This is a genomic window from symbiont of Argiope bruennichi (assembly GCF_051094275.1).
GTDB lineage: Bacteria > Bacillota_I > Bacilli_A > Mycoplasmatales > SG1.
The window spans coordinates 105,206-128,123 of record NZ_CP070274.1 but is presented as its reverse complement, the minus strand read 5'-3'; the positions used below and the strand labels follow the sequence as shown (position 1 = coordinate 128,123).

The 22,918-nt window shown below is 23.7% G+C and carries 14 protein-coding genes; 1 reads left to right on the top strand and 13 read right to left on the bottom strand.

What is annotated here, in order from left to right:
• Positions 1–35: 35 nt before the first annotated feature.
• Genes JTY60_RS00630 through JTY60_RS00615 form a run of 4 tightly spaced genes read right to left on the bottom strand, consistent with a single transcriptional unit; the run spans position 36 to position 4,719 of the window.
• Positions 36–1,040 carry a riboflavin kinase gene (locus tag JTY60_RS00630; RefSeq protein ID WP_434414721.1) on the bottom strand — a complete coding sequence of 335 codons (1,005 nt, stop codon included), beginning with the start codon at positions 1,038–1,040 and terminating at the stop codon, positions 36–38.
• 5 nt (positions 1,041–1,045) lie between these two features.
• Positions 1,046–1,378: a hypothetical protein gene (locus tag JTY60_RS00625; RefSeq protein ID WP_434414720.1), complete on the bottom strand. Its 333-nt coding sequence runs from the start codon at positions 1,376–1,378 to the stop codon at positions 1,046–1,048.
• Between the two features lie 3 nt (positions 1,379–1,381).
• Positions 1,382–3,169: a translation initiation factor IF-2 gene (gene infB, locus JTY60_RS00620; RefSeq protein WP_434414719.1), complete on the bottom strand. Its 1,788-nt coding sequence runs from the start codon at positions 3,167–3,169 to the stop codon at positions 1,382–1,384.
• Between the two features lie 41 nt (positions 3,170–3,210).
• Positions 3,211–4,719 (bottom strand): NusA N-terminal domain-containing protein, encoded by a 1,509-nt coding sequence (locus tag JTY60_RS00615; RefSeq protein ID WP_434414718.1) that lies wholly within the window; start codon positions 4,717–4,719, stop codon positions 3,211–3,213.
• Between the two features lie 356 nt (positions 4,720–5,075).
• Between JTY60_RS00615 and JTY60_RS00610 the strand changes: the two genes are divergently transcribed.
• Positions 5,076–5,237 (top strand): hypothetical protein, encoded by a 162-nt coding sequence (locus tag JTY60_RS00610; protein WP_434414717.1) that lies wholly within the window; start codon positions 5,076–5,078, stop codon positions 5,235–5,237.
• A 612-nt stretch (positions 5,238–5,849) separates the two neighbouring features.
• Here the strand turns inward: JTY60_RS00610 and JTY60_RS00605 are convergent.
• The 9 genes from JTY60_RS00605 to JTY60_RS00565 all read right to left on the bottom strand — a co-directional run bounded on the left by JTY60_RS00605 (position 5,850) and on the right by JTY60_RS00565 (position 22,918).
• The gene (locus JTY60_RS00605; RefSeq protein ID WP_434414716.1) at positions 5,850–9,398 is read right to left on the bottom strand and encodes a hypothetical protein; all 3,549 of its coding nucleotides are present in this window, start codon (positions 9,396–9,398) and stop codon (positions 5,850–5,852) included.
• A gap of 41 nt (positions 9,399–9,439) precedes the next feature.
• The gene (locus JTY60_RS00600; protein WP_434414715.1) at positions 9,440–13,837 is read right to left on the bottom strand and encodes a PolC-type DNA polymerase III; all 4,398 of its coding nucleotides are present in this window, start codon (positions 13,835–13,837) and stop codon (positions 9,440–9,442) included.
• Positions 13,838–14,437 (bottom strand): phosphatidate cytidylyltransferase, encoded by a 600-nt coding sequence (locus JTY60_RS00595; RefSeq protein WP_434414884.1) that lies wholly within the window; start codon positions 14,435–14,437, stop codon positions 13,838–13,840. It abuts the gene before it with no gap.
• 325 nt (positions 14,438–14,762) lie between these two features.
• The gene (locus JTY60_RS00590) at positions 14,763–15,770 is read right to left on the bottom strand and encodes a phosphatidate cytidylyltransferase (RefSeq protein WP_434414714.1); all 1,008 of its coding nucleotides are present in this window, start codon (positions 15,768–15,770) and stop codon (positions 14,763–14,765) included.
• The gene (locus tag JTY60_RS00585; RefSeq protein WP_434414713.1) at positions 15,770–16,342 is read right to left on the bottom strand and encodes a ribosome-recycling factor; all 573 of its coding nucleotides are present in this window, start codon (positions 16,340–16,342) and stop codon (positions 15,770–15,772) included. Before JTY60_RS00585 ends, JTY60_RS00590 begins: the two co-directional genes overlap by 1 nt.
• A 5-nt stretch (positions 16,343–16,347) precedes the next feature.
• Positions 16,348–17,058 carry a uridine monophosphate kinase gene (locus JTY60_RS00580; RefSeq protein WP_434414712.1) on the bottom strand — a complete coding sequence of 237 codons (711 nt, stop codon included), beginning with the start codon at positions 17,056–17,058 and terminating at the stop codon, positions 16,348–16,350.
• Positions 17,058–17,894 (bottom strand): translation elongation factor Ts, encoded by an 837-nt coding sequence (tsf, locus tag JTY60_RS00575; protein ID WP_434414711.1) that lies wholly within the window; start codon positions 17,892–17,894, stop codon positions 17,058–17,060. The genes JTY60_RS00580 and tsf overlap by 1 nt, the downstream gene beginning before the upstream one ends.
• 4 nt (positions 17,895–17,898) lie before the next feature.
• The gene (gene rpsB, locus JTY60_RS00570) at positions 17,899–18,915 is read right to left on the bottom strand and encodes a 30S ribosomal protein S2 (protein WP_434414710.1); all 1,017 of its coding nucleotides are present in this window, start codon (positions 18,913–18,915) and stop codon (positions 17,899–17,901) included.
• Positions 18,916–19,045: 130 nt separating this feature from the next.
• Positions 19,046–22,918 carry a DEAD/DEAH box helicase family protein gene (locus tag JTY60_RS00565; protein WP_434414709.1) on the bottom strand — a complete coding sequence of 1,291 codons (3,873 nt, stop codon included), beginning with the start codon at positions 22,916–22,918 and terminating at the stop codon, positions 19,046–19,048.

Here is a 22,918-nt window from a genome sequence, read left to right as displayed (position 1 = left end):
ATCGTAAAGAAGATATTATTTTACATTATACAAAATTATTCGTTGTTTTCTGGCAAAACTTCGTTAAAAGATAATACTTTTAATAATTGTTTCATTGAACCATGAATTTTTTTATTTGTGGCAAAAATTTTACTCTTCTTTTTACATAAAAGATAATCTTTTTTTATTTCTGCTCTGGCTTCTTTTTCAGATTTAAAGATTTTTTTATTTCTTAAAAAGGCAACAGGAATTATAAAAATTTTTTCTTCCAAAATGTCTTTTGAAAAATTAAAAAGATGAGTTTCTCATAAATACGTCTGATTTTTTTCATTAAGGGCAAAATAAATCATTGATGGAAAAATTTTTTTTTGATAAATTGAATAACCAAAATAGACACCTTCATTTAAAAAAAACTTAAAATTTTTGTGTTTTATATTGGCTGTATGGTAGTCTTTATTAATTTTTTCTCCAGCAACGACATTCCCATTAACAAAATAAGGAACTCTTAAAAGTTCAAACGTTTCTTCAATTTTATTTTCTTTAAAAAGATTCTTAATCGTTGAAGTGCCAAGCTTTTTATCTTGATATTTTAAATTTTTTAAAGAAATCGATTTAAAGTTTTTTCGAAGCGTTAAAATGTTCCCTGTACGATTTTTTCCATAACAAAAGTCTTCTCCAACAATAATTTCTTTAATATTAAAAAAGTTTGAAAGAAGTTTGTTGAAATGTTTTGGTTGTAAATTACATAAATTTTTATTTACTTTAAAGACAATTAGATAGTCAATTTTGAATGACTGAAAAATTAATTTTTTGGTATCAAAAGAAAATAAATAATTTTTTTTTGAATTTGCTAAAAATTGTTTAATTGATTGATCAAAAGTAATAACTGCAGAAAAATATCTTTTTGCCTTGGACTCATACAAAACTTTATTAATTAATTTTGTATGACCATTATGAAATCCATCAAAAGTTCCAATTGTTGTAACAAGAGGTAAATTGCAAAGTTTTTCTTTGTTCTTAAAAGAAAAATTATCAGAGATTTCAATAAGTATAATTTCCATAGATTTTATGACAAATTGTCAATAATGTTTTGGGTTTTTAAAACTTTCTCATAGTTTCTGTCAAAAATAAAACAAATTTTTGGAACTTTTTTGAAAGAAACATTGGCTAAAAGATGATTTAAAATCGGAACTAAATTTTTTTTTAGGGTTTTTTGAACGACAAAAAAATTACTTTTACTACAAAAATAATAAATTTTTAAGTATTCGTCGTTTTTTGAAAGAATGATTTGAGTTACAAAAACACCGGCAATATCTAAAGATAAAAAAAGTGTCTCTAGAAAAAAAGCAGCTGCTTTTAGACACTTTGCCTCTTTTCGAATAATATATAATGGTTTCATAAATTATTGTGATAGGTTATAAATTTGAAAAATATCGTCAACTTTGATATCATTAAAATTAGCTAAAGTAACACCGCATTCAAGCCCCGCTTTTACTTCATTAACATTTTTTTCAAAATGTTTTAAACTGTTAAGTTTAGTTTTATAAATTTGGGCGTTATTTCTAAAAATAACCACAATAGAATCAGCCTTTATAAAACCAGTTCGAACATAAATACCGGCGATTGTGCCATATTTTTTGGTTTTAAATACTTTTCTTACTTGAGCTTCACCAATAAGAATTTCTTCTTTTTCTTTAATAATTTTAGAATCTAAATAAAGTTTAATTTGTTCTTCAATTCGATAAATAATATTATCTTGAATGTAAGGAATCTTTTTTTCTTTAATTAAATTAATAATTTCACTAGCACATCGAACATTAAAACCAACAATTATTGCTTTGGTAATAAAGGCCATCATAACATCGTTTTTATTAATTTCACCAGTATCATCACGAATAATTTTTAGTTTATGCTCTTGATCATTAAACTTTAAAATAATTGATTTTAGTGCTTCTAATGAGCCTTTTACATCAGATTTTACAATAACGTTGATAAAGTTTGATTTGTTTGCATCAGAAAAAGTCTCTTGAAGATGGGAAATAGTGCCATCAGTTATTTTTTGAGCCAAAATTTTAGCATCTTTTTCATTATCAAAAGCAACAAATTTTGAAGCAACTTCAGGAACTTCTGAAAAACCATAAACTTGAACTGGGCAAGATGGTTCTGCAATTTGAACCAATTGTCCTAATTGATTTTTCATTTGTTTTATTTTGCTATATGTTTTATTGAAAACAATGTATTGATTCTTTTTCAAAACACCGGCCTGAATTAAAAGTGTTGCTGTCGAACCAACTTTACTGTCCATAAATGACTCAATAACAACCCCGGTAGGATTTTTTTCATAATCTGCCGTTAAATTTAAAATTTCGCTTAAAAGAACAATATTTCCTAAAAGAAGTTCAATATTAACATTGTTTTTAGCACTAATTGGAACAACAATTGTATCGCCGCCCCATTCTTCAACCAAATATCCATGTTGTTCTAGTGACTGAAAAATAGGATCAAAGTTTTTATCATTTAGATCTATTTTATTAATCGCTACAATTACTGGAATATTACTAGCCTTTGCTAATTGAATTGATTCAATGGTTTGTTTTTTAAAACCATCATTTGCAGCCACAACCAAAACAATAATATCGGTAATTTTTGCTCCATGAGCTCGCATTTCAGAAAATGACTCATGTCCTGGCGTGTCAATAAAAGTTATTTTTTCATTTTTAAAATTAATTTGATAAGCACCAATATGTTGGGTTATCCCACCAAATTCACTGCCAACAACGTTGGTTTTTCTAATAATATCTAAAAGAGTTGTTTTACCATGATCAACATGCCCCATGATGGTAACAACCGGAGGTCTTTTTTTTAATTTAGAATTTTCGTTTGTTAAAGAAAAATACTCAGAAAAAGCATCTTTATCGAGATCTTTTTTCAAAAACTTAATTTTAAAGTTTTCACACAAATCTTTTAATTTATCTTCATCTAGAATTGTATTTAAATTAACAACTTGTTTTTTATAAAAAAAATATAAAATAATGTCTTTCCCAGAAATATTGGTTTCTTTGGCAAAATCATGCAAAGAAATATTGCCAGAATAATAAAAATCTTTTTTTATTTCTTGATTTTTTTTCTTTTTGGCATCATCAAACTTATAAGTAATATTTTTTCTGGTAACTTTAACTTTTCTTTTCATCGATTATGTAATTTTAACTTAAAATAAGATAAATATTATTATTATAAATTTTCAAAATCATCATATTTTTCATCATCAATTAAATTTTCATCGTCTAATAATTTATCAATTTCTTTTAATTTATCTTCATCCACTACTAAACTGTTTTCATCAATAAGTTTTTCAAATGATTTTTCTTTTGATTTTTTTGTTTTTTTAACGATTTGTTTTTCTTTTGTTTTCATTAAATCATCAAAATCTAATTTAACATCTTGTAAATCTAAGGTGATTTTTGTATCAGTGATAATTTTTTCTTTTTTTTGTGGTTCATCAATAATAATTTGATCTTTTTTGCTAGAAAGATCATCTAAAATGTCTTCGTCAAAATCATTTTTTATATCATCAATTTTTTCGTTTTCATCTAAACTAAATTCCATAGTTTTTACGATTTGATCAGTAGTATCAACTTTTATTTCTTCGGGAATTTCTTTTACTTTATCTAATTCAGATAAAGTAATTATTTTATAATTGTCTTCTGGATATAATGAGTTTAACAAATTGATGTTAATAAATTTTTTTCCAATTGCTAAAAATAATTTATCGTCATCAACAACAATATAATTGACAATCCGATCTTCTTCTTGACCTTTTATAATAAGTTTGATATCAACTCTTGGAAAGCATTCACTTATCATATCAATTTTATTTTCCAAGTACCTAATAAAATAAATTTTTTCATTATTTATAAGTTTTTGAATGGAATTAATTCTTTCGTTTTGAATTCCAAGACAAGCACCCAAGGGATCGATATTGCTAACGTTTGAATTAACAATAATTTTGCTAATTTGTCCCGGAACTCTTCATCCAGCCTTTATTTCAACTTGATCATTCTGAATTTCTGGAATTTCTTTTTTAAGTAATGAAGTTAACAAATTAATGTGTTTTCTTGAAAGATAAACCACAAAATCAGAATTAACTTCTTTAATATCTAAAATATAAAAGTAGTAAAAGTGATGAACTTTTAATTCTTCGTTTGGAATTAGTTGGTTGTTTGGCAAAATACATTTACAATTCATATAGTAAATTTCATGTACTTTTTCAGAAATTGCAAACACTTCTCCAAAAATTATTTTATTTGAAAGATTTTTAAAATATTTAATAATTTTATTGTTTTGAAAGTCAGTTATTTTTTTTAAAAACACTTGTTTAAAAATTTGAACTGCAGAAATAGAAAATAATGTTAAGTCAATTGGTTGCAAATATAAATTATTTTCTTTGTCAATATACTTTGGATCACAATCTTTTTCTTGAATTTCTGTGGTATCGTCCTCGATATTTTCTTTTATATTAAAAACCCTGAAAAAACCAACTTCTTTTTTTTCTTGATTGATGTTTGCTTTAATTATTGGCTCAATATTTTCCATTTTCTTATAGGCTTTTTGAATTGAAATCTCTAAAAATTCAGAAATTGTGTTTAAAGGGATACTTCTCTCCTTTAATAAAGAGTTAATAATTAAAAAAATTTTTTTATTTGACTTTGAACCTAACATTTTTTTACTTTCATTTTTCAAAAAAATATATCCTAAAAAAAAATTGGAAGCATTGCTTCCAATTATTTAGAAATAATTGTATTGTATTTTATTTTAGCACTTATTTTCAAAAAAATAATTTTATGCAGTTTTTAAAGATAATGACTCTCCCATTCTTTCAAATTAATATTGAATTGGATTAACCTATATAGAGAATTATTTTTTTATTTTTATATATAGCCTAAGTAAAAACAGCTTGATTTGGGAAAAAAAGCGGTTTTGAAAAAATGGAGTAAAACTAAATTATCTGTAAAATCTTTAAGGATAAACTGTTAAAACTTAAATACAATTATCATAAATCTTGTAAAAAAACTGGCTTATGCTATAAAATTAGAACTATGCAAATTGATAAAAAAGGCGCTTTTGGAGAACATTTTATTGCAAAAATATTTAAAGATAATAACTTTTTAGTTGAATATCACGATAATAAAACAGGAGTTTATGACTTAAAAATTAATAATAAGAAAATAGAAATAAAAACTGCAACCCCTAGATATTAATAATAAATTTCAACATGAAGGAATAAAAAAACTAATAGCTATGATGCTATAATTTTTGTAGACATTGCACCAAATAATTTATATATACATTTACATAAATATATTGATATACCTTTTAAAAAATTACATTTAAGAGGAAAGTCTGTAGAAGCAACAGGAGCAGGATATAAGTGAGATTTTTACTTAAAGAATTTAACAGAGACTAAAAGTGTAAATAATATAGTAAATTTATTTAATAAAGCGTTTTCTTCAGTAAAAACTTAACCCAAATATGATTAAATAAAGTGTAATAGATATATAAAAGTAAAAATTTCATTTTGTAAGAATTTTTTTCATAATGTTAGCCCTTATTATTGGATTTATAACAATTGTTTTATTAGGTATATTTTGTTGAATTGATACTTGTTTTTATTTAAGATATGTAAAACATAAAAGAAAAAATAAAAATTAATAATTATTGCCTTTATTTATATTTTATAAATTTTAAGTGTTAAGTGAATAAATTAATAAAAATAAAATAACTCAAACATTTTCAACAATGTGTCTAATGATTTATCTATTTTTCCCGTTTCCTATTAACACTAATATAAACTTTCTATCGTTTTAGTAACGTTAAAAATATGACATAATTTTCTTTAAAAAAAATTTTTTTAGTTTTCTTTTTAAAAAAGTTCTTTTAATAATGTTTTTGTTTTTTAGTAATTTATGATAAATTTTTTTTGCTTCAAAATAACTATATTTTTTTAGTTTCGTATTATTAAAGTCAAAGTTGTATAAAAAAGTATCTTTTTCATTTTTGAGCAAAAAATAACAATTTATATCAAAAAAACCAACTATTTTATAGTTTTTAAAATAATTTTCTTTTATGTTTTTATAAGTTGCAAAGTAATCAAAATAATTGTTATTTTTTTTTGATTTTATTGAATAAAAACAAGAAGTTACCTGATTGTTTTTTTTAATTTTAAAAATTAAGGGGCAAGAAATAAAAGAAAAATAGTTTTGATCAAAATAGTTTGTTTTTAAAATTTCATAAGTATTGTCCCCTTCTAAAAATTGAATTGTTTTTTCATTAATAAAAAATTTTTTTGTTTCAATAATTTTGTTTTCTAGAAAATTAATATAAATTAGTGATTTAAAATTACTTGGTTGAAAAAAGTTAATAGTTTTCGAAGACACTTCAAAAATTAAAATAAACAAAAATTTTGGTAAAAAAACTAAATATTTTTTATCTTTGTTTTCAAAAAAAATATTATCTACTTCTTTCCAAGAAGAATTTATGTTAGTTAAAGAAATGTTTTTAATTTCAAAATTAAAAATTTTGTCTTTTAAAAAAATATATATAAAAATTAAAAGGATTTTTTTATCTTTTTTGGAAATATTTTCATAAGTTTTTTTAATTTTTTTTTGTTCTTTTAAAAAAACTTTATAAGTTTCTTGATGATAATTTAAGTGTTTTAGGGCATTTTTGTCTAACAATGACCATTTAGAAAAATTTAAGTTTAAGGGCTTATAAGTTAAATAATTGCCATAAATATTAAAAGAAAAAAAGTTTTGTTCGTCGTAAAAAAAAGTTTTTTTTAACTGAAAATATTTAAAAATTACGTATTGTTTTGATAAAAATTGATAATATAAAAAATAAGAATTTAAGTAACAAAATTTTTTTAAACTTAAAAAATTATTTTTTGATAGGGGAAAAATATGTAAATAAGATAAAATTTTTTCTTTAAAGATGTTGTCGATTTTTATAACTCCAAAACCTTTATAGTTTTGATGATCGCTTTGATAAAAATTTAAAATTTCGTAAATGTAAAGAGATTGAATTTTATATTGAAGTTTTCAAAATTTAGAATAATTAATTGAATCTCTTTGATACAAATTTAATATTTCATCATTTTTTTTTGACAATAATAAGTTTTTTATGGTATTTGGGGAAAATGAATAATCAATATGGTATTTTTTAAAATAAAAATCTGAAAATAAATAACAATTTTTAGGTCAGTATAACGATAATAAACTAGTTGTTTTGTCATCTTTTGAAAAATAAGTTAAATAATTACTTTTATGAAAAAAAGTGTAATTTTTTTTTAAGAAATAATAATTGTATTTTTTTAATTTTTCTAAATCGTTTGTTTTTATTAAAGATAAAATATAACTAATTTTTCGTTTGTAAGTTTTGTAAAGTTGAAAGTTTTTGTAGTAAAAAAATCAGTTTAAAAGATAAAACAAATAAAATTTTAAGTATTTTATTTGTAGTTCAAAAAATTTTAAAAAAATTTGTCCATTTAAAAATGGATCAAATTGTCTTAACCAAAAATCAGTAATTTCTTTATCCTTAAGAAAATTAATTAGTTTTTGAGAAGAAAAACTCACATCATATATTTTTTGAATTTCTGGGCTTTTTTCTGTGAATAAAAAATTGTACTTGCCCGGATCCCTGTAAAGTTTGATGAGCTCTTTTGCGTATTGTTTTTTATACTTTTTTTGAAAGATAAAAAAATTATTTTGAAAAGAATTTTGAAAAAGAAAATTAAAATTTTTATTTCTTTGTAAAAAAGAATACTTATCAGATATTTTTTCTAAATTTAAAAATAAATAAATAATTTTTGCAAAATCAAAGTTGCTAAATTCTTTTTTAATATGAAATTTTTTTAAAGGATCGTATCATTTTTGATATCCAAGAAAATAATAATAATATTTTTGTTTGTGTTGTTTTAAAAACGATTGGTAGGCTTTTTTTTGATGAAAATAAAAAAATATCGTAAAGTTTTTTTGAAAAAAGTTATCAATATCTTTTTTAGAAAATTTTTTAATAAATGGATCGTTATCATTTAAATTTTTAAATTTTTTTTTTATATAAATTGGATCAAATTCTTGAATGTTTAAAAAATAGTTGCAATTGCTACTATTAAATTCTAAATTTTTTGGATCATCTAAAATTTTTTCTCACTCTTTTTCTTTAATTTTTAGATGTTTTTTAAAAAGAAGCAATTGATGATTTCTAAAATTTAAAATAAAATTACTTTTAAAAAAATAGGAAATATAAAAATAATTGATATTTTGTTCATAAGGATCAATTGATTCAAAATAGTTAAATTTTTCTTTTACTTTGTTAATGCAAAAATATTTGTTATTATCAGAAAAATTTTTTGAAAAAAAACTATCTGAATCGTAGCCTAAGTAGTACCTTTTTAAAAACTTGAAGTATTTTTTTTTATTTGATAAAAGAAAATGGTAATAAAGTTTCTTTTGGATTGCCTTAAATTTTTTTTTAAAATTAATTATTTTTTTTAGATTTAAATTTTGTTCGTATGGGTTGCAAGATTGAAAATATTTTATGGCTTTAAAAAAATTTTCTGGATTGTAAAGTTTATTCTGGGGATTTTTAAAAAAATTAAAGTAATATCTAGAATCAAATCCAAGGCTGTATTTTCCAAAAGATAAATAGTTGTTTGCCTTTTTTAACAAAAAGAAGGCAACTTTTCTAAATGATAAAATTTGATCTTTTTTGTAAAAGAGTAAAATTTTTTTTTCAAAAATTTGATCAATTAATTTTTTTGAGAATCTTTTATTCTTTATTCCCTTAAAAATTTCAAAGTTATTTTTTCATTTTTGAAAATTACAAATATTTAATTTTTGATAAGTGATTTGTAATAATTCATTCTGGTAGTTTCTAAACTTCAAGTTAATATTTTTAGAAATTTTAAAACCTAGACAAAGCTTGTGTTTTTTATTTTCAAAAGAAGCAAAAGTTTGGTTAATTTTTTGATAAAAAATTTGGTTTTGCTTTTTAATAAAAATATTTTTTTGATAAATAAAATAAACTTTACCAAAATTTTTAATTGAAAAAGTTGATACTAAAAATTTTAAGCCGCATAAAATATTATTTTTTTCATCAATTTTTGAAAATCCATAAAAAAAAGAAAAGTTGTTTTCTTTAAAAAAGTAAAAGATAAATAATTTTTTTGTAATGTTTAAAAAATTATTTAATTCTTTATTAACTTTTTTAAAATTGCCTTTAGAAAAATTTAAAAAAATTTTTTTAGAAAAATCTTTGTAAATTCAAAAAAGAAGATCGTTTTTTTTTATTTTTAGCGAAAAAAAAACATTTAGGTTTCTATTATAATTTTTAACTTCTTCAAGAAAAAAAAGGTTTTTTTTCATGAATAATTTTAAAAAAAAGTTGTTTTAAAAAAAATTATCCGCTATTCAAGATTGTATTTTTGAAAAAAATTTGTTGTTTTTAGAAAATCAATTACTGGTTTCTGAACTTTGGTACGATTTTTAAAGTCTTCGATTGAGGTAAAAAAACCTTTTTTTCGCTCTTCAACAATATTTTTGGCAACAACCGAACCTAGACCATTAATTGTCAAAAATGGTGCAATAATAGCATTATCATTTTTTGATATTTTAAATTTAAATTCTGATGATTCTTTTAAATCACACATTAAAATTTTATAACCTCTACAATAAAGTTCTAAGCAAATTTCTAATGAAACGAGAAGTTGTTGCTCTTTTGCAGAAGCTTCAGATACTCTTTTATTTGTAATAAAACTGCTTGTTTTTTTGACAGTGGTTTGAGCTTTTTTTAGTAATTTCTGAAAATGCTTGTGAATATTTTCAACATTGCTGGTCATTACCTCAATATCAAAAATATCGCATCGATATGACAAAGTAACTGCATAAAATTCTAAGGGGTAATAAACCTTATATCAAGCGATTCTTCACGCCATAATTACATATGCTGCCGCATGAGCTTTTGGAAACAAATATTCGATTTTTAAAAGTGATTCAATGTATCAATCGTCAATGTTGTGGAATTTTAGTTCATTTATCTCACTATTTGATAATTTTATCCCTTTTCTTACTTTTTCCATAATTGTAAAACTCAACATTTTGTCAATTTTTTTATCCATTAATTGAATCATAATATCATCTCTGCAAGAAACAATTTTTTCTAGAGGAACTTTATTCTTTTTTACAAGTGGTAAGTTATTACTAATTCAAACATTTGTTCCGTGAGAAAGCCCAGAAACTCGAATTAGGTCAGAAAAATTACGTACCCTAATATCGTTTAGCATATCTCTTACAAAAAAAGTACCAAAGTTTGGAATTCCTAATCCAGAGTTTTTTTTATATCCTAGAAATTCTGGATATTTTAAATTAATCGAATCATTTGAAAGAAATAATTCTAGGACTTTTTTATCAAAAAATTTAATTTCTAAAAATTTTTTTGAAGTTAATTTTTCTAGCTCTAAAAGAATTTCTGGATCTAGATGCCCTAAAAGATCAAGTTTTAGTAAGTTATCATGTAAGGTGTCAATTGTAAAATGAGATGTGTATCACTCGCTTGATTTATCATCTGCAGGGTAAGCAATTGGAGTAAAATCTTCAAATTTGTATTTTTTTGGAATAATTAAAATTCCTCCAGGATGTTGCCCGGTAGTTCTCCTAATACCCTCCATTTTTTTAATTAAAAAATTTCTGTAGCTTATTGGAAGCGTCATTTCTTTTTTATCTAAGTAACTTTTTACAAAAGCAAAGGCTGTTTTTGTAGCAATTGTAGAAGTAGTGCCAGCTCTTAAAACAGAATTTTTACCAAAAGTTTTTTTAATATAATTATGGATTTCTGCTTGAATTGATGAAGGAAAATTTAAATCAATGTCTGGGATTTTATCACCGTCAAATCCTAAAAATGTCTCAAAAGGAATGTTTATTCCATCACCAAACATTAACTCATTACACTTTGGACATTTTTTTGGAGGTAAATCAAATCCACAATCACTTTCAGATGAAAATTCGGTGTATTTGCAACTTTTGCAATAATAATGAGGTTTTAGGGGATTAACTTCGGTTATTTTTAGTAAGAACGCAATAAAACTGCTTCCAACCGATCCTCTGCTCCCAACGGTAGAACCTAGTTTTTCTGCTTGTTCAATTGTACTTTTTGCAATTAAATAAATTTCTGAATAATTGTTTTTCGTTAAAATTTTAATTTCTTTGTCAAAACGTTCCAAAATTATTGGATCTACTTCACTGCCATAAATAAGATCTAGGGCAAATTTTGCAAATTTTATTAATTCTTTGTTTGGATCTTTAATGTAATTTGGTGAATATAATTTACTTTTTACTGGAATAACAGGAGTGATTAAACTGGCTATTTTATTCGGATTATCAATAATTATTTCATCTTGTTCCTTTTTTGACAAAAAAGAAAACTCATTTCGAAAAATTGCTTCATTTTTTAAATAGTTTTCTGGATATTTTTTTAAATCAAATCCAGAAAGATAGTGATATGTCCCAGAAATTCCTTTGGTATTTATAAGAATTTCACGAATTTCATGTTCATATTTACTTACAAAGTAACTATTTGAAACACAACAAACGATCATCTTTGTTTTTTTTAAAAATTTATAAAAATTGCTTAAAAAAATATTTAGTTGCGAAATATCTGTTGCTGCATTATCGCTGATAAAATGTAAATAATTGGATGGTGCTTCAATGGTTAAAAAGTTATATTTTTTTAGTTTTTCTAAGAAAATATTTTGTAAACCAAGACTAAAATAATAAAAGTGTTCGCTTCTAAAGTCAGTTGTGGAAATAAGAATGTTATTTTGATATTTTTTTAGAACTGAGGCAAATATTTTTGGTTTTTTATATAAGTAGTCTGTAAGACTTAAAGACAATATTTTATACAAGTCTTTCACTCCATCTTGATTTTTGCAATAGCAAGAAACAGAAAATCCAATGGTTTTTTGATAAAAATTTTCTAAAGCCAGCTTGTCTTTTAATAATTGATGATATTTTGATTGATATTTTTCTTGATAAATTTTTAATAATTTAAAAAAACAGTCTCTAAGAATTTCTGTATCATAAATTGCCCTGTGAGCCTTATCTAATGCATCATAAGGCACTTTTAACTCTTTTGATAAATTTGCAAGATTATGTTTTTTACAAAAAACAATTGATCTGCTCAAAGCAAGCGTATCAATAACAATATTTTTTAAAGAAGTGTTTAAATACTTTTCAAATGCAAAATTTAAAAATCCAAAATCAAATATGGCATTATGAGCCACAAGAACTGAATCACCCAAAAATTTCTGAATGTTTCTAATTTCATTTTCAATTGAGTTTTTGTTTTTCAACATTTCATTAGTAATTTTTGTAAGACTGGTGATAAAACTATTTACTTCAACTTTGGGTTTAATTAAAATTTCTAATCTTTCAACTTCTTTGCCATCTTTAATTTTTATTCCAGCAAATTCAATGATTTCATTAAATTGGGGATAAAGACCTGTAGTTTCAAGATCGAAAAGAATGTAAGAGCCTTCAGGTTCTAGATCAATTTTGTTTTCTGAGTTCAAAATAAAGTTAGGTTCTTCATCAATTATTTCTAGTTGCACCCCATAAATAAATTTGATGTCGTTCCCATATTTTTTTTGAAACTTATAAATATCTGGAAAAGAATGAACTGATACATTGTCCAAGAAAGCAATTGATTTTAGTTTTGACTTTATGGCTTTTTTTACATAACTTTCAACGCTAGAAACACCATCCATGGCACACATATTGGTGTGACACAAAAGTTCTGATCTATTATTGTCAGTTCCCTGTCAAATTTCTCAACCTTTTATTTTTTTAAATGAAGTAATTTTGCAAACATATTCTGAAGAATAGCTATTAAACTGATAGATTCCTTCAACATTTATAATGTCTTCTTCAGAAATTTCTTCATATAACTCAATAGTTTTATCAAATGAATTTGATTGAAATAGTTTTTCGCAACTTAAAAAATTATTGTTATTGTCAGTAATTAGCAAATTTAAAACATGCCAAGATTTTTTAATTGCTAAATCTTTAAAAATTAAAATTCCATTGAGGCTGATTTTATCATTAACTTTTACATTATCTAAGTTAAAATCTGTTAATAAATTAGAATTATTTTTATTTTTCAAAAAAATTTCTTTGGTAGTTAAAGATTCTTTTGCAAAAATTTTTTGGTTATTTTTATAAGAACTATTTAATTGTTTTTGATCATTTTTAATAATAGTTTCAATGTCTTGAAAATTTTTATGATTATTTTCATATGAATTTTTTAATTGTTTTTGATCGTTTTTAATAATAGTTTCTATTGCTTGGGAATTTTTAGCTTCTGTTTCACCAATTTCTAACTTAATCTGTTTTCAAACAAAATCTAAAAAATTATCAGAAAATGTTATTTTTTTTATGTTTTCTAAAAATTTTGAATCTTTTGTCGTAATAAAATAAATGTTTTTTTCGTTTTTTAAAGCAATTTTTTTGCTAAAAGTTTCTTCATCAATTAATAATTCTTTTAAAATTATCTTTTTAATTTTTAAGACTAAAGAATTAAAAAATAATGAAGATAATATGTACTCAAATGACAAGAAATAGTATTTGAAAGAAAGTTTTTTTACATAATTTAAAAAAAATAGTAGCGATTCATAGTCATTAAATTCAAAGAAAGCAACTATTTTTTCATCTTTATCAAGAAAAGAAAGTTTTTTTAAAAAAAATCCAGAATTTTCATCTTTTGTTGAAATATTAATTGAAAGAGCGTCAAAAAAGGCCTTAGTTTTATTCATTTAATTAATGGTACTAATAAAAAATCAGTTGTAATTAAAAATCAAAAAAATTAAAAAGAAAAAAGATAGCGAAAAAATTAGGCTATCAAAACGATCAAGAACGCCACCATGAGCGCTTAAGGCTCTTGAAAAGTCTTTAATCTGATTTTCTCTTTTGACTTTTGAAAAAAATAAATCTCCAAGTTGTGCCGTTATCGGGATAAAAAGCGAAATAAAAATTATTAACGTTAAATTAACAGCAAATAAAGGATCTCCATTGTTGTATAAAAATGATACAAAAGTTTTTTTATTTAATAATGAGTAAGTAAATGCAAAAATAGCACCAGTTAAAAAACTTACTGCTGTTCCAAAAAGAAAGGCTTTTTTTGTTTTATTTTTAGAAATTTTAGGTGCAAGATCGCCCTCTTTTTTGTAAAAACAACTAAATAAATAAGCCGAGATATCAAAAACAAAATTTGTTAAAAATAAATATAAAAGCGTTCAAAAAGGACTAATAACATTCGAAGGAATGTCCGCTGAATTAGGTTTTTCATGATATAGAGAAATTGCTAACAAAAGATGTGATATAAAAACTAAGAACAAAATTAATGTAAAAATTAAAAAATTTTTGAAAAAATATGTTCCCGTTAGTGTGAAGGAAAGTAAAAAACTAATAAGTGAAAAAAATAATAAAAAAATTCAATTAAATGAGGGAAAAGTTAAATCTAAAGGGGACCCATTTTGATTTGATTTAAAAATAAATTTGTTGTTAAAAAATAAAAAATTTAATGTAAATCCTAAAAGATAAAAAAGAAAAAATAAAATAGAGCTTTTTTTCTTTAAGACATCTACGTTAATAATTAATAAAGAGATTTCAACTGCTAAGAAAAAAAATCAAAAAAAGACAAAAGTAATAATGGCATAATAATAAAAGTTTTGTTCATTTTTAAAAAGATAGCGAAAAAATTAGGCTATCAAAACGATCAAGAACGCCACCATGAGCGCTTAAGGCTCTTGAAAAGTCTTTAATCTGATTTTCTCTTTTGACTTTTGAAAAAAATAAATCTCCAAGTTGTGCCGTTATCGGGATAAAAAGCGAAATAAAAATTATTAACGTTAAATTAACAGCAAATAAAGGATCTCCATTGTTGTATAAAAATGATACAAAAGTTTTTTTATTTAATAATGAGTAAGTAAATGCAAAAATAGCACCAGTTAAAAAACTTACTGCTGTTCCAAAAAGAAAGGCTTTTTTTGTTTTATTTTTAGAAATTTTAGGTGCAAGATCGCCCTCTTTTTTGTAAAAACAACTAAATAAATAAGCCGAGATATCAAAAACAAAATTTGTTAAAAATAAATATAAAAGCGTTCAAAAAGGACTAATAACATTCGAAGGAATGTCCGCTGAATTAGGTTTTTCATGATATAGAGAAATTGCTAACAAAAGATGTGATATAAAAACTAAGAACAAAATTAATGTAAAAATTAAAAAATTTTTGAAAAAATATGTTCCCGTTAGTGTGAAGGAAAGTAAAAAACTAATAAGTGAAAAAAATAATAAAAAAATTCAATTAAATGAGGGAAAAGTTAAATCTAAAGGGGACCCATTTTGATTTGATTTAAAAATAAATTTGTTGTTAAAAAATAAAAAATTTAATGTAAATCCTAAAAGATAAAAAAGAAAAAATAAAATAGAGCTTTTTTTCTTTAAGACATCTACGTTAATAATTAATAAAGAGATTTCAACTGCTAAGAAAAAAAATCAAAAAAAGACAAAAGTAATAATGGCATAATAATAAAAGTTTTGTTCATTTATGTTTTTTGTACTTTCAAGAATGAAAACAAAGGACAAAAACAACCCCATCATAATAATAATCAAAAGGGAAACAATAAGCCTTTTAAAAAAATTAATTTTAAAAGCTTTTGACTCTTCTTTTTTACTTTTATAAACCATTATTTATTTTTTTTTAAACTATCAAAATGTAATGCTGAATCAATTTTTTCTTTTTCGCTTGCAATTAAAATGTCTTGATAATGAAAAAATAATTTATCAATCTTTTCTAAATTAATTTTTTTTTCGCTTTCTGAAACATGTTGTGCTTTTTTAATTAAATTTTGTTCTTCTCTTCGAACATTTCTCAACTTTACTAAATTACTTTCAGTTACTTTTTTAATTTTTTTTACCGTTTCTTTTCTTACTTCTTCTGTCAATGGTTCAAATTTTATTCTTATTAAGTTTGTTTCTGAGTGGGCGTTTAAATTCAAGTTAGAATCAGTAATTCCTTTGAGAATTTCTTTAATTAGTTCTTTTTCAAATGGTTTGATAATAATTTCTGTAGGTCCAGGAACAGAAATGGTTGAAACTTGAGAAATTTGTAACATCTGCCCATAATATGGAACTTTTATTTGATTTAAAATGTTTGCATTAGCGTAATTTGTAATAATTTTTGCTAATTCATTTTTATATCCAAAAATTACAGACAAGAATTTTTCTTTTATTTCTTGTTCATTAATTTCTATTTGCATATTTTTTATCCTTTGTTGATTACTTTTGTAAAACTAACTTTTTTTGAGAAAAAAAAATTTTCGAGATTTTCAGGTTTGTTAATATTTAAAAAAAATATTTCAAAATTCCCTTTTAGTGCCAAAGAGGCCGCGGTTAAATCAATTATTTTAAGTTTTTTGTCAATAATTTCTGTTAATGATATTAAGTCATATTTTTTAGCATCTAAAAATTTTTGAGGATCTTTATCATATACTCCATCAACATTATTTTTCCCAAAAATTACCAGGTCTGCACCAATTTCTAATGCTTTTAAAATAGTGTTTGTGTCGGTTGAAAAAAATGGATGACCAATTCCAGCGCAAAAAATACATACTTTGTTTTCAGAAAAATCTTTTTCTACTTTTTGATAGTTAAAAGATGGAACAACTTTTGTAATATCAACCTCGCTGTAAAGCGTTGAGGGAATTTTATTACTCAAAAAAAAGTTTTTTAAAACAACTCCGTTCATAATAGTTGCCAGCATGCCAAGGTAATCAGAATCGTTTTGATTAATTTGTTCAATACTTATATCTTCTTTTCTTCAAATATTACCACCGCCAACCACAATTGATATGTGAAAATTATTTAAAGATTTTTTAATAACTGTGACAATGTTTTGAAGCCAAATGGTGTTATATTTAGAGTTTGTATCGCAAAAAGCTTCGCCAGAAATTTTTAAAACAACTTTTTTTTTCATTAATTTCTAATTGATATGTAATAAAAATCAATAACTTTTGCCTTAGAGTGATTCAAAATTTCCTCAACACTTAATTTTTCTTTAAAAATAAAAGGTTGTGCTAAAAGTGTCTCATTTGCAAAATTTTTTTTTAATCTTCCAGTCAAAATATTCAAAAATATGTGGTTTGGTTTTGATTTTGCAGTAACCGAAGACATTAATTCTTCTTCTAAGATTTTTTTTTCTTTTTCGTATACTTCTTTTGGAACATCATCTAAAGAAATGTATTTTGGTGACATGGCAACAATTTGTGCAGCAATTTGATTCGCTAAATCAACATTTCCACCCTCTAAAACGCAAACAGCAGAAGCTAAGTGATCGAAATGATTGTAAACCCCAACGTTATAAGAAGACAGGTTGTCTAACTTTTTAAATTCTAATAATCTAACATTTTCAGACATTTTAGAAGCAATTTCTTTAATATAATTGCCAAGAGTGTCGTTGTAATCATTAAATTGTAAATTTAATAGTTCCTCAATATTACTAGCATTTTTTGAAAGAATAAAATTACAAATTTTTATGGTCAAATTTTTTATCATTTCATTGTTTGCACAAAAATCTGTTTCTGTTCCAATTAATGCAATAGATGCTTCATTTAAGTTGCTAGTTGCATAAACATAACCATGATTTGTTAAGTTATCTTCTTTTATTTTTGCCTTTAAAATACCTTTTTTTCTTAAAAAATCAACTGCTTTTTCAAAATTATTTTCACAGTTTTCTAAAGCATTTTTACAATCTTTAATTGCAGCATTAGTTTTTGTTCTTAATTTTTTTAATAGTTCAATGTTTACACCCATAAAATTACTCCGCTTTTTCTAAATTAATTTCTTTTGTGCTGTCATCAAATTTTTTTTTACTCGAAAATATTTCGTCTTTTTTTTCTTCGTTTTCGTAAGAAAAATTAAGTTCTTTTGTTTCTCTATCAAAAATTAATTCAGCGTTATCGTGTCCTAGCACTGAAAATGGCTCGCCTTTTGCAGCAGCTACTGCATCTGCTATTAATGCACAGACAATCCGGTTACTTTTTATTCCATCATCGTTTCCAGGAATCGCAATGTGAAAATCATCTGGATTTACATTGGTATCTGAAATGGCAATAATTGGAATATTTTTTTTCTTAGCTTCAATAATCGTATTTTTATTTAATAAGGGATCGCAAAGAAAAATTGCATCTGGTAGCGCTGAAAGATTCCTTAAACCAAAAAACTTAATCGTAAGTTTTTTTATTTCGTTTTTAATTTTTTTTAATTCTTTTTTATTTAAGTAATAAAACATGTTTTTTTTATATTTTGTCTCAAGTTTTGCAAGACGAAAAATACTTTTTTGAATTACTGAAAAATTAGTTAAGGTGCCGCCAATTCATTTTTCTGAAACATAAGGCATTTTGCACCTTTCAGCCTCAATCCTAACAGCATCTTTTGCCTGTTTTTTAGTACCAACAAAAAGAATTGTCTTGTTAGCCTTTGCCAAATCGTAAACAAAACCAATAGCTTGAATTAAATTTTTTAAAATTTTGGAAAGGTCAATAATATGAATATTATTTTTAACACCATAGATATATCAAGAAGCGTTTACGTGCTTTTTTTCAACCTTATGACCAAACTGAATTCCAGATTTTAGCAATACTTTTGGCTTTAAAAAAAACTTTTTATCGCTTTTTAAATTACTTTTTTCATTTTCAGATAAAGTGTCATTTTTTTTATCAATTAATTTATTTTTTTCATTTTCATCATTGATTAAATCATTGTTTTCTGTCAAAATCAGTACCTTCTTTTTATGTTTATTATTGATAACAAGACTTTTTTGCAAAAAGAACATAACGAATGTTATCATTTGTTAAAATTAAAAACTTTTATTTATTTTAAACTTTTTTAAAAATTTATTTTTGTTAATAACTTAATTTTATTAATAGCAAAAAAATAATTAATGTTAAGAATTTAATTATGTTTTAATGATCAGTTCTTAACATATTTGTGTATATATCATACACTTCTTCTAAAAAAACACCTTTTTTGTTCTTGTCATTTCCAAAACAGTCATCAAATTTTATTCCAAAATATTGTTTTGTAAATCTCATAAAATTATCTTTAATTGATCACTTTGATGATCCAGTATGTTCAATATATTGATCTTTTTTTGGATTTGGATTTTTCTCAAAATATTTAATTAATAAGTCTTTTAAAAAATTTAAAAGAATTTTTTTATTTTGAAATATTTTTAGTTTTGCGTCATCGGTAAAATAATTTCTAATTGCTCTTTCAATATTAAAACAAAAGCGGTAAAATACCTCTTTTGAGTAGCAATAATAAGATTCTTTTAATTCATTTTCAGAAGCATTAAGATCTTCTGTGTAATAATATTGATCTTTTAAAGGAACTATTTTTTCGACAAATTTATTAATTTTATTATAAAGATCACTAAACTCCTTTAGATCACTAATACTAATTCTTATATCATCTTTTGGTTTTAATAATATTTGTTTTTCAATGTCTTGTAGATTTTCACCAAGTCCATACCTTGAAAAAATTTTTACAAATAATTCCGAAATTTTATCAGATTCCTTTTTATCACGATCGTTTTTTAAATATTCTTTCGCTAGCACCATTTTTTTTGATAAAGCATTAACTTCGCTCGAACCCAATGACAATTCTGTCTCTCGGTCGGTATTTTTACTTTTTAAAACTCTATTAACTTGTGCAGAGTCAAAGTATGCACTTCACTTGATTATTTTTGTTTCGGTTGAAAAAAATGGAATTTCATTTTTTTTCTCAATAATAAATTCAATTTGATCCTTAAAAAAATTTTTAATAATTTTTTGATCGTTTATTTTAATAATTTTTTCAAGTCAGTAGAAAAAATGAATATCTAGATATAATTTGTACTTGTTTTTTCTAATATCTGAAAAAACATATTGTTTTCTAAGATAGGTATAATTATTAACCTTTTGAATACACTTGTTGTAAAAAGTTTTGTAATGTAAATAAAAATCATGATAAGTAATATAATTGGAAGGTTCTATATTCGATAAAAAATTCTGAAAAATATCTTGAAAATTAGGAATAACTTTTACTAACTTGTTATATTTTATTTGATAAAGTGAATCTATTTCGTTGTAATATTTTTTTTGTGATTTTGATTCAAAGGGTTTTTCATTAACGATTTTTTTTCTAAAATCTATATAAATATTTGTGTGAAAATCAAGTACTTCGTCAGAAAAAACGCCTTTTTTAAAATCTTCAATAACATTGAAAAATTTTTTTTTAAAATTTTTTCATTCTTCTTTTCCGATTAATTCATAAAGAATGTTTGTATAAGTTAAGGTAATTTTTTCAATAAAACATTCGATTAATTTGCGAATTTCTTCGGAATTCTCTTTAAAATCATTTGTTTCTTTAAAATTCTCGTAATAATTCCTTATTAAGCCAAATAAATCAATTCCTGTAAAAGAATGGATTCTTCCTATTTCTTTTTTTTTGGTTCTTTTAATTCCAAATTCATCTAAAAATTCAAAAGTAAAATTTCTATCTACCCTTCCTAAAAGTTGAACTGCTCCGGTAGGACTAACATCTTTTAACAAGTAAATATTCTCTAAAGGTGGACAATCGTATCCTACAAGAAGCATTTCTACTACAATAACAATTTTTATATCGATGTTGCTTTTGTTGTAATCTTTATACCTTTGTTTCTTAAATTCATCTCTAACCCTTTCAACAAAAAAGCTGTCCATTCTAATTTTTCCTTGAATAAAATCATCATTGTCTTCATTGTTCTGGGTATTATTACTGGTATAAATAATTTTTATTGACTCTTCGCAAAACTTTTTATAAGAAATTGGTGTTGTTTTTTCAATTTCGCAAACACGTTTATAATAATCGTATTCATTCGACAATACTTTATTTTTAATTGATTTTTCTAAAAATATTTTGTAAACGTAGTTTGCTGCAGATATTGACTTACAAACTATAAGTGATTTGCCCCAAATTTTTTGTTTTTCATTAATCCATTCTTCTTTGTAATCTTTGCAAATTTTTTCGACTGCAGTCTCAATAAATCTATCATCTCCAAATTTTTCAGAATAAATTTTTTGTTTTATGACATCTTTTGGGGAAGTGTGACGATTAATTATGTTTTTTTGTGCTTCTTCAGAATTTCTCTCTATTTCAGGCTCAATTTCATCAACTTTTTTTTTGTTTTTGTTTACAGATTCTGCTGGAGGATGAATTTCAGTTGTAAGACATGTGCAAGCGACAATAAAATTTTCTTGAACTGCCTTTTTAAGTGGAATTTGATGAGTAACTTCACCAAATTTTTTTTTTGTGTCAGTGTTTCTGTTTGAAACTATTGTTGCGGTAAAACCTAAAAATTTTGAATTACTAAAAACATCTCATAATGCTTGTGAATAAGAAAAAGGATCTCCTTCATCTCTATCAAAGGATGAAAAATTTTCTCTTTTTCCGGCATCACTATGCGATCTATGCGCTTCATCAACCAAAAAAACATATTTATCAGAACCTTTTTCAACAAAATAATCTTGTAATTTATAAATACTATCGGTTATTTTTTGAAGATTAAAAATAATTACACATCCTGCATATTTAATTATTTTTTCATCTTCTTTTTTAAATTGTTTTTCTAAATCTTCTCTATTTTTAACTTTATAAACTTTATTTTCATAGCAACTTTCAAAATATGCTGATGTTTGATCCAAAAGTTCTCTTCTATCAGTAACGATAAAAAAAGTTAGATTATTATCTACTCAGTTTAAAATTAACTTAATAGTATAATACATTGTCGTAGTTTTGCCAGTTCCGGTTGGATGTCAAACAATTCCAAGTTTTTTATTTTCTTTATATCTTTTTAAAACTGCAAATGCAGCTAAAAATTGGTGTGAATAGCAAATTCTGCGTTCTCTTCTGTTGCCTACAGAAAATATGTAATTAAATACGTTTAAAAAAGACAGAACTCTTTCTGGAGCTAAAACCTCGGTTACAAAAGCTCTAATTTTTTTTGAATTTTCAATAATTTCTTGTTCTTCGTTGTTGTATTCGACTTGGGTAATTCATTTTTTGATCTTGCTATTATCAATATAAGGAGTTTCTGTAAAGTTTTTTTTATTAGAAAGATAAAATGATGAACCTAATGCACAACAACAAAAAACGTTGGGAATAAAAAAATTTTTGCATTTTTTTACATAATCTCCAAGCTGACCAGCAGCTTCTTTATTCAAATTTTTTTTTAATTCCAAAACAACTAATGGAAATCCATTTACAAAAAGAACTAAATCAAAGCGAAATTTCTCAGACTTTTTTGTTGTGTAAGTTACTTCTTCTTTAAAAGTAAAAATATTATTTTTAATATTTGAAAGATCAATTAATTTAATGTTTTTGGCAATTGAGGCCAAATAATGTTCTTGTTTTAAAAAATTTAAAAATGATCTGTCTTTAATAGTTTCATCAATATTTTCATAACCATACCCAAACTCTTTTTCAAATATTTCATTTAAATTTTTAATAACTTTTTCATCACTTACTGAGTTTAAACCATTTTTAAATTCAATTTTTATCTTCTTTAAGTAAAGCAAAAATTGTTTTTCATTAAATCATCTTTTTTTCTCGTGAGTATCAGCGAAATGTCAATCCTCTTTTTTAAAACTTGTTTTGCTAGATACTGGATCGGCGTTGGTTCAGTTTAATTCTGGGTATAATAAAAAAACATCATTATCTCTGCTTTCATCAATGGCACCGTTATTAAAATCAGCAAGACATTCTTTAATTTTATTTTTTAGGTGTGATTCTTTAAAATTTCCTTGTTCGATGTTCAT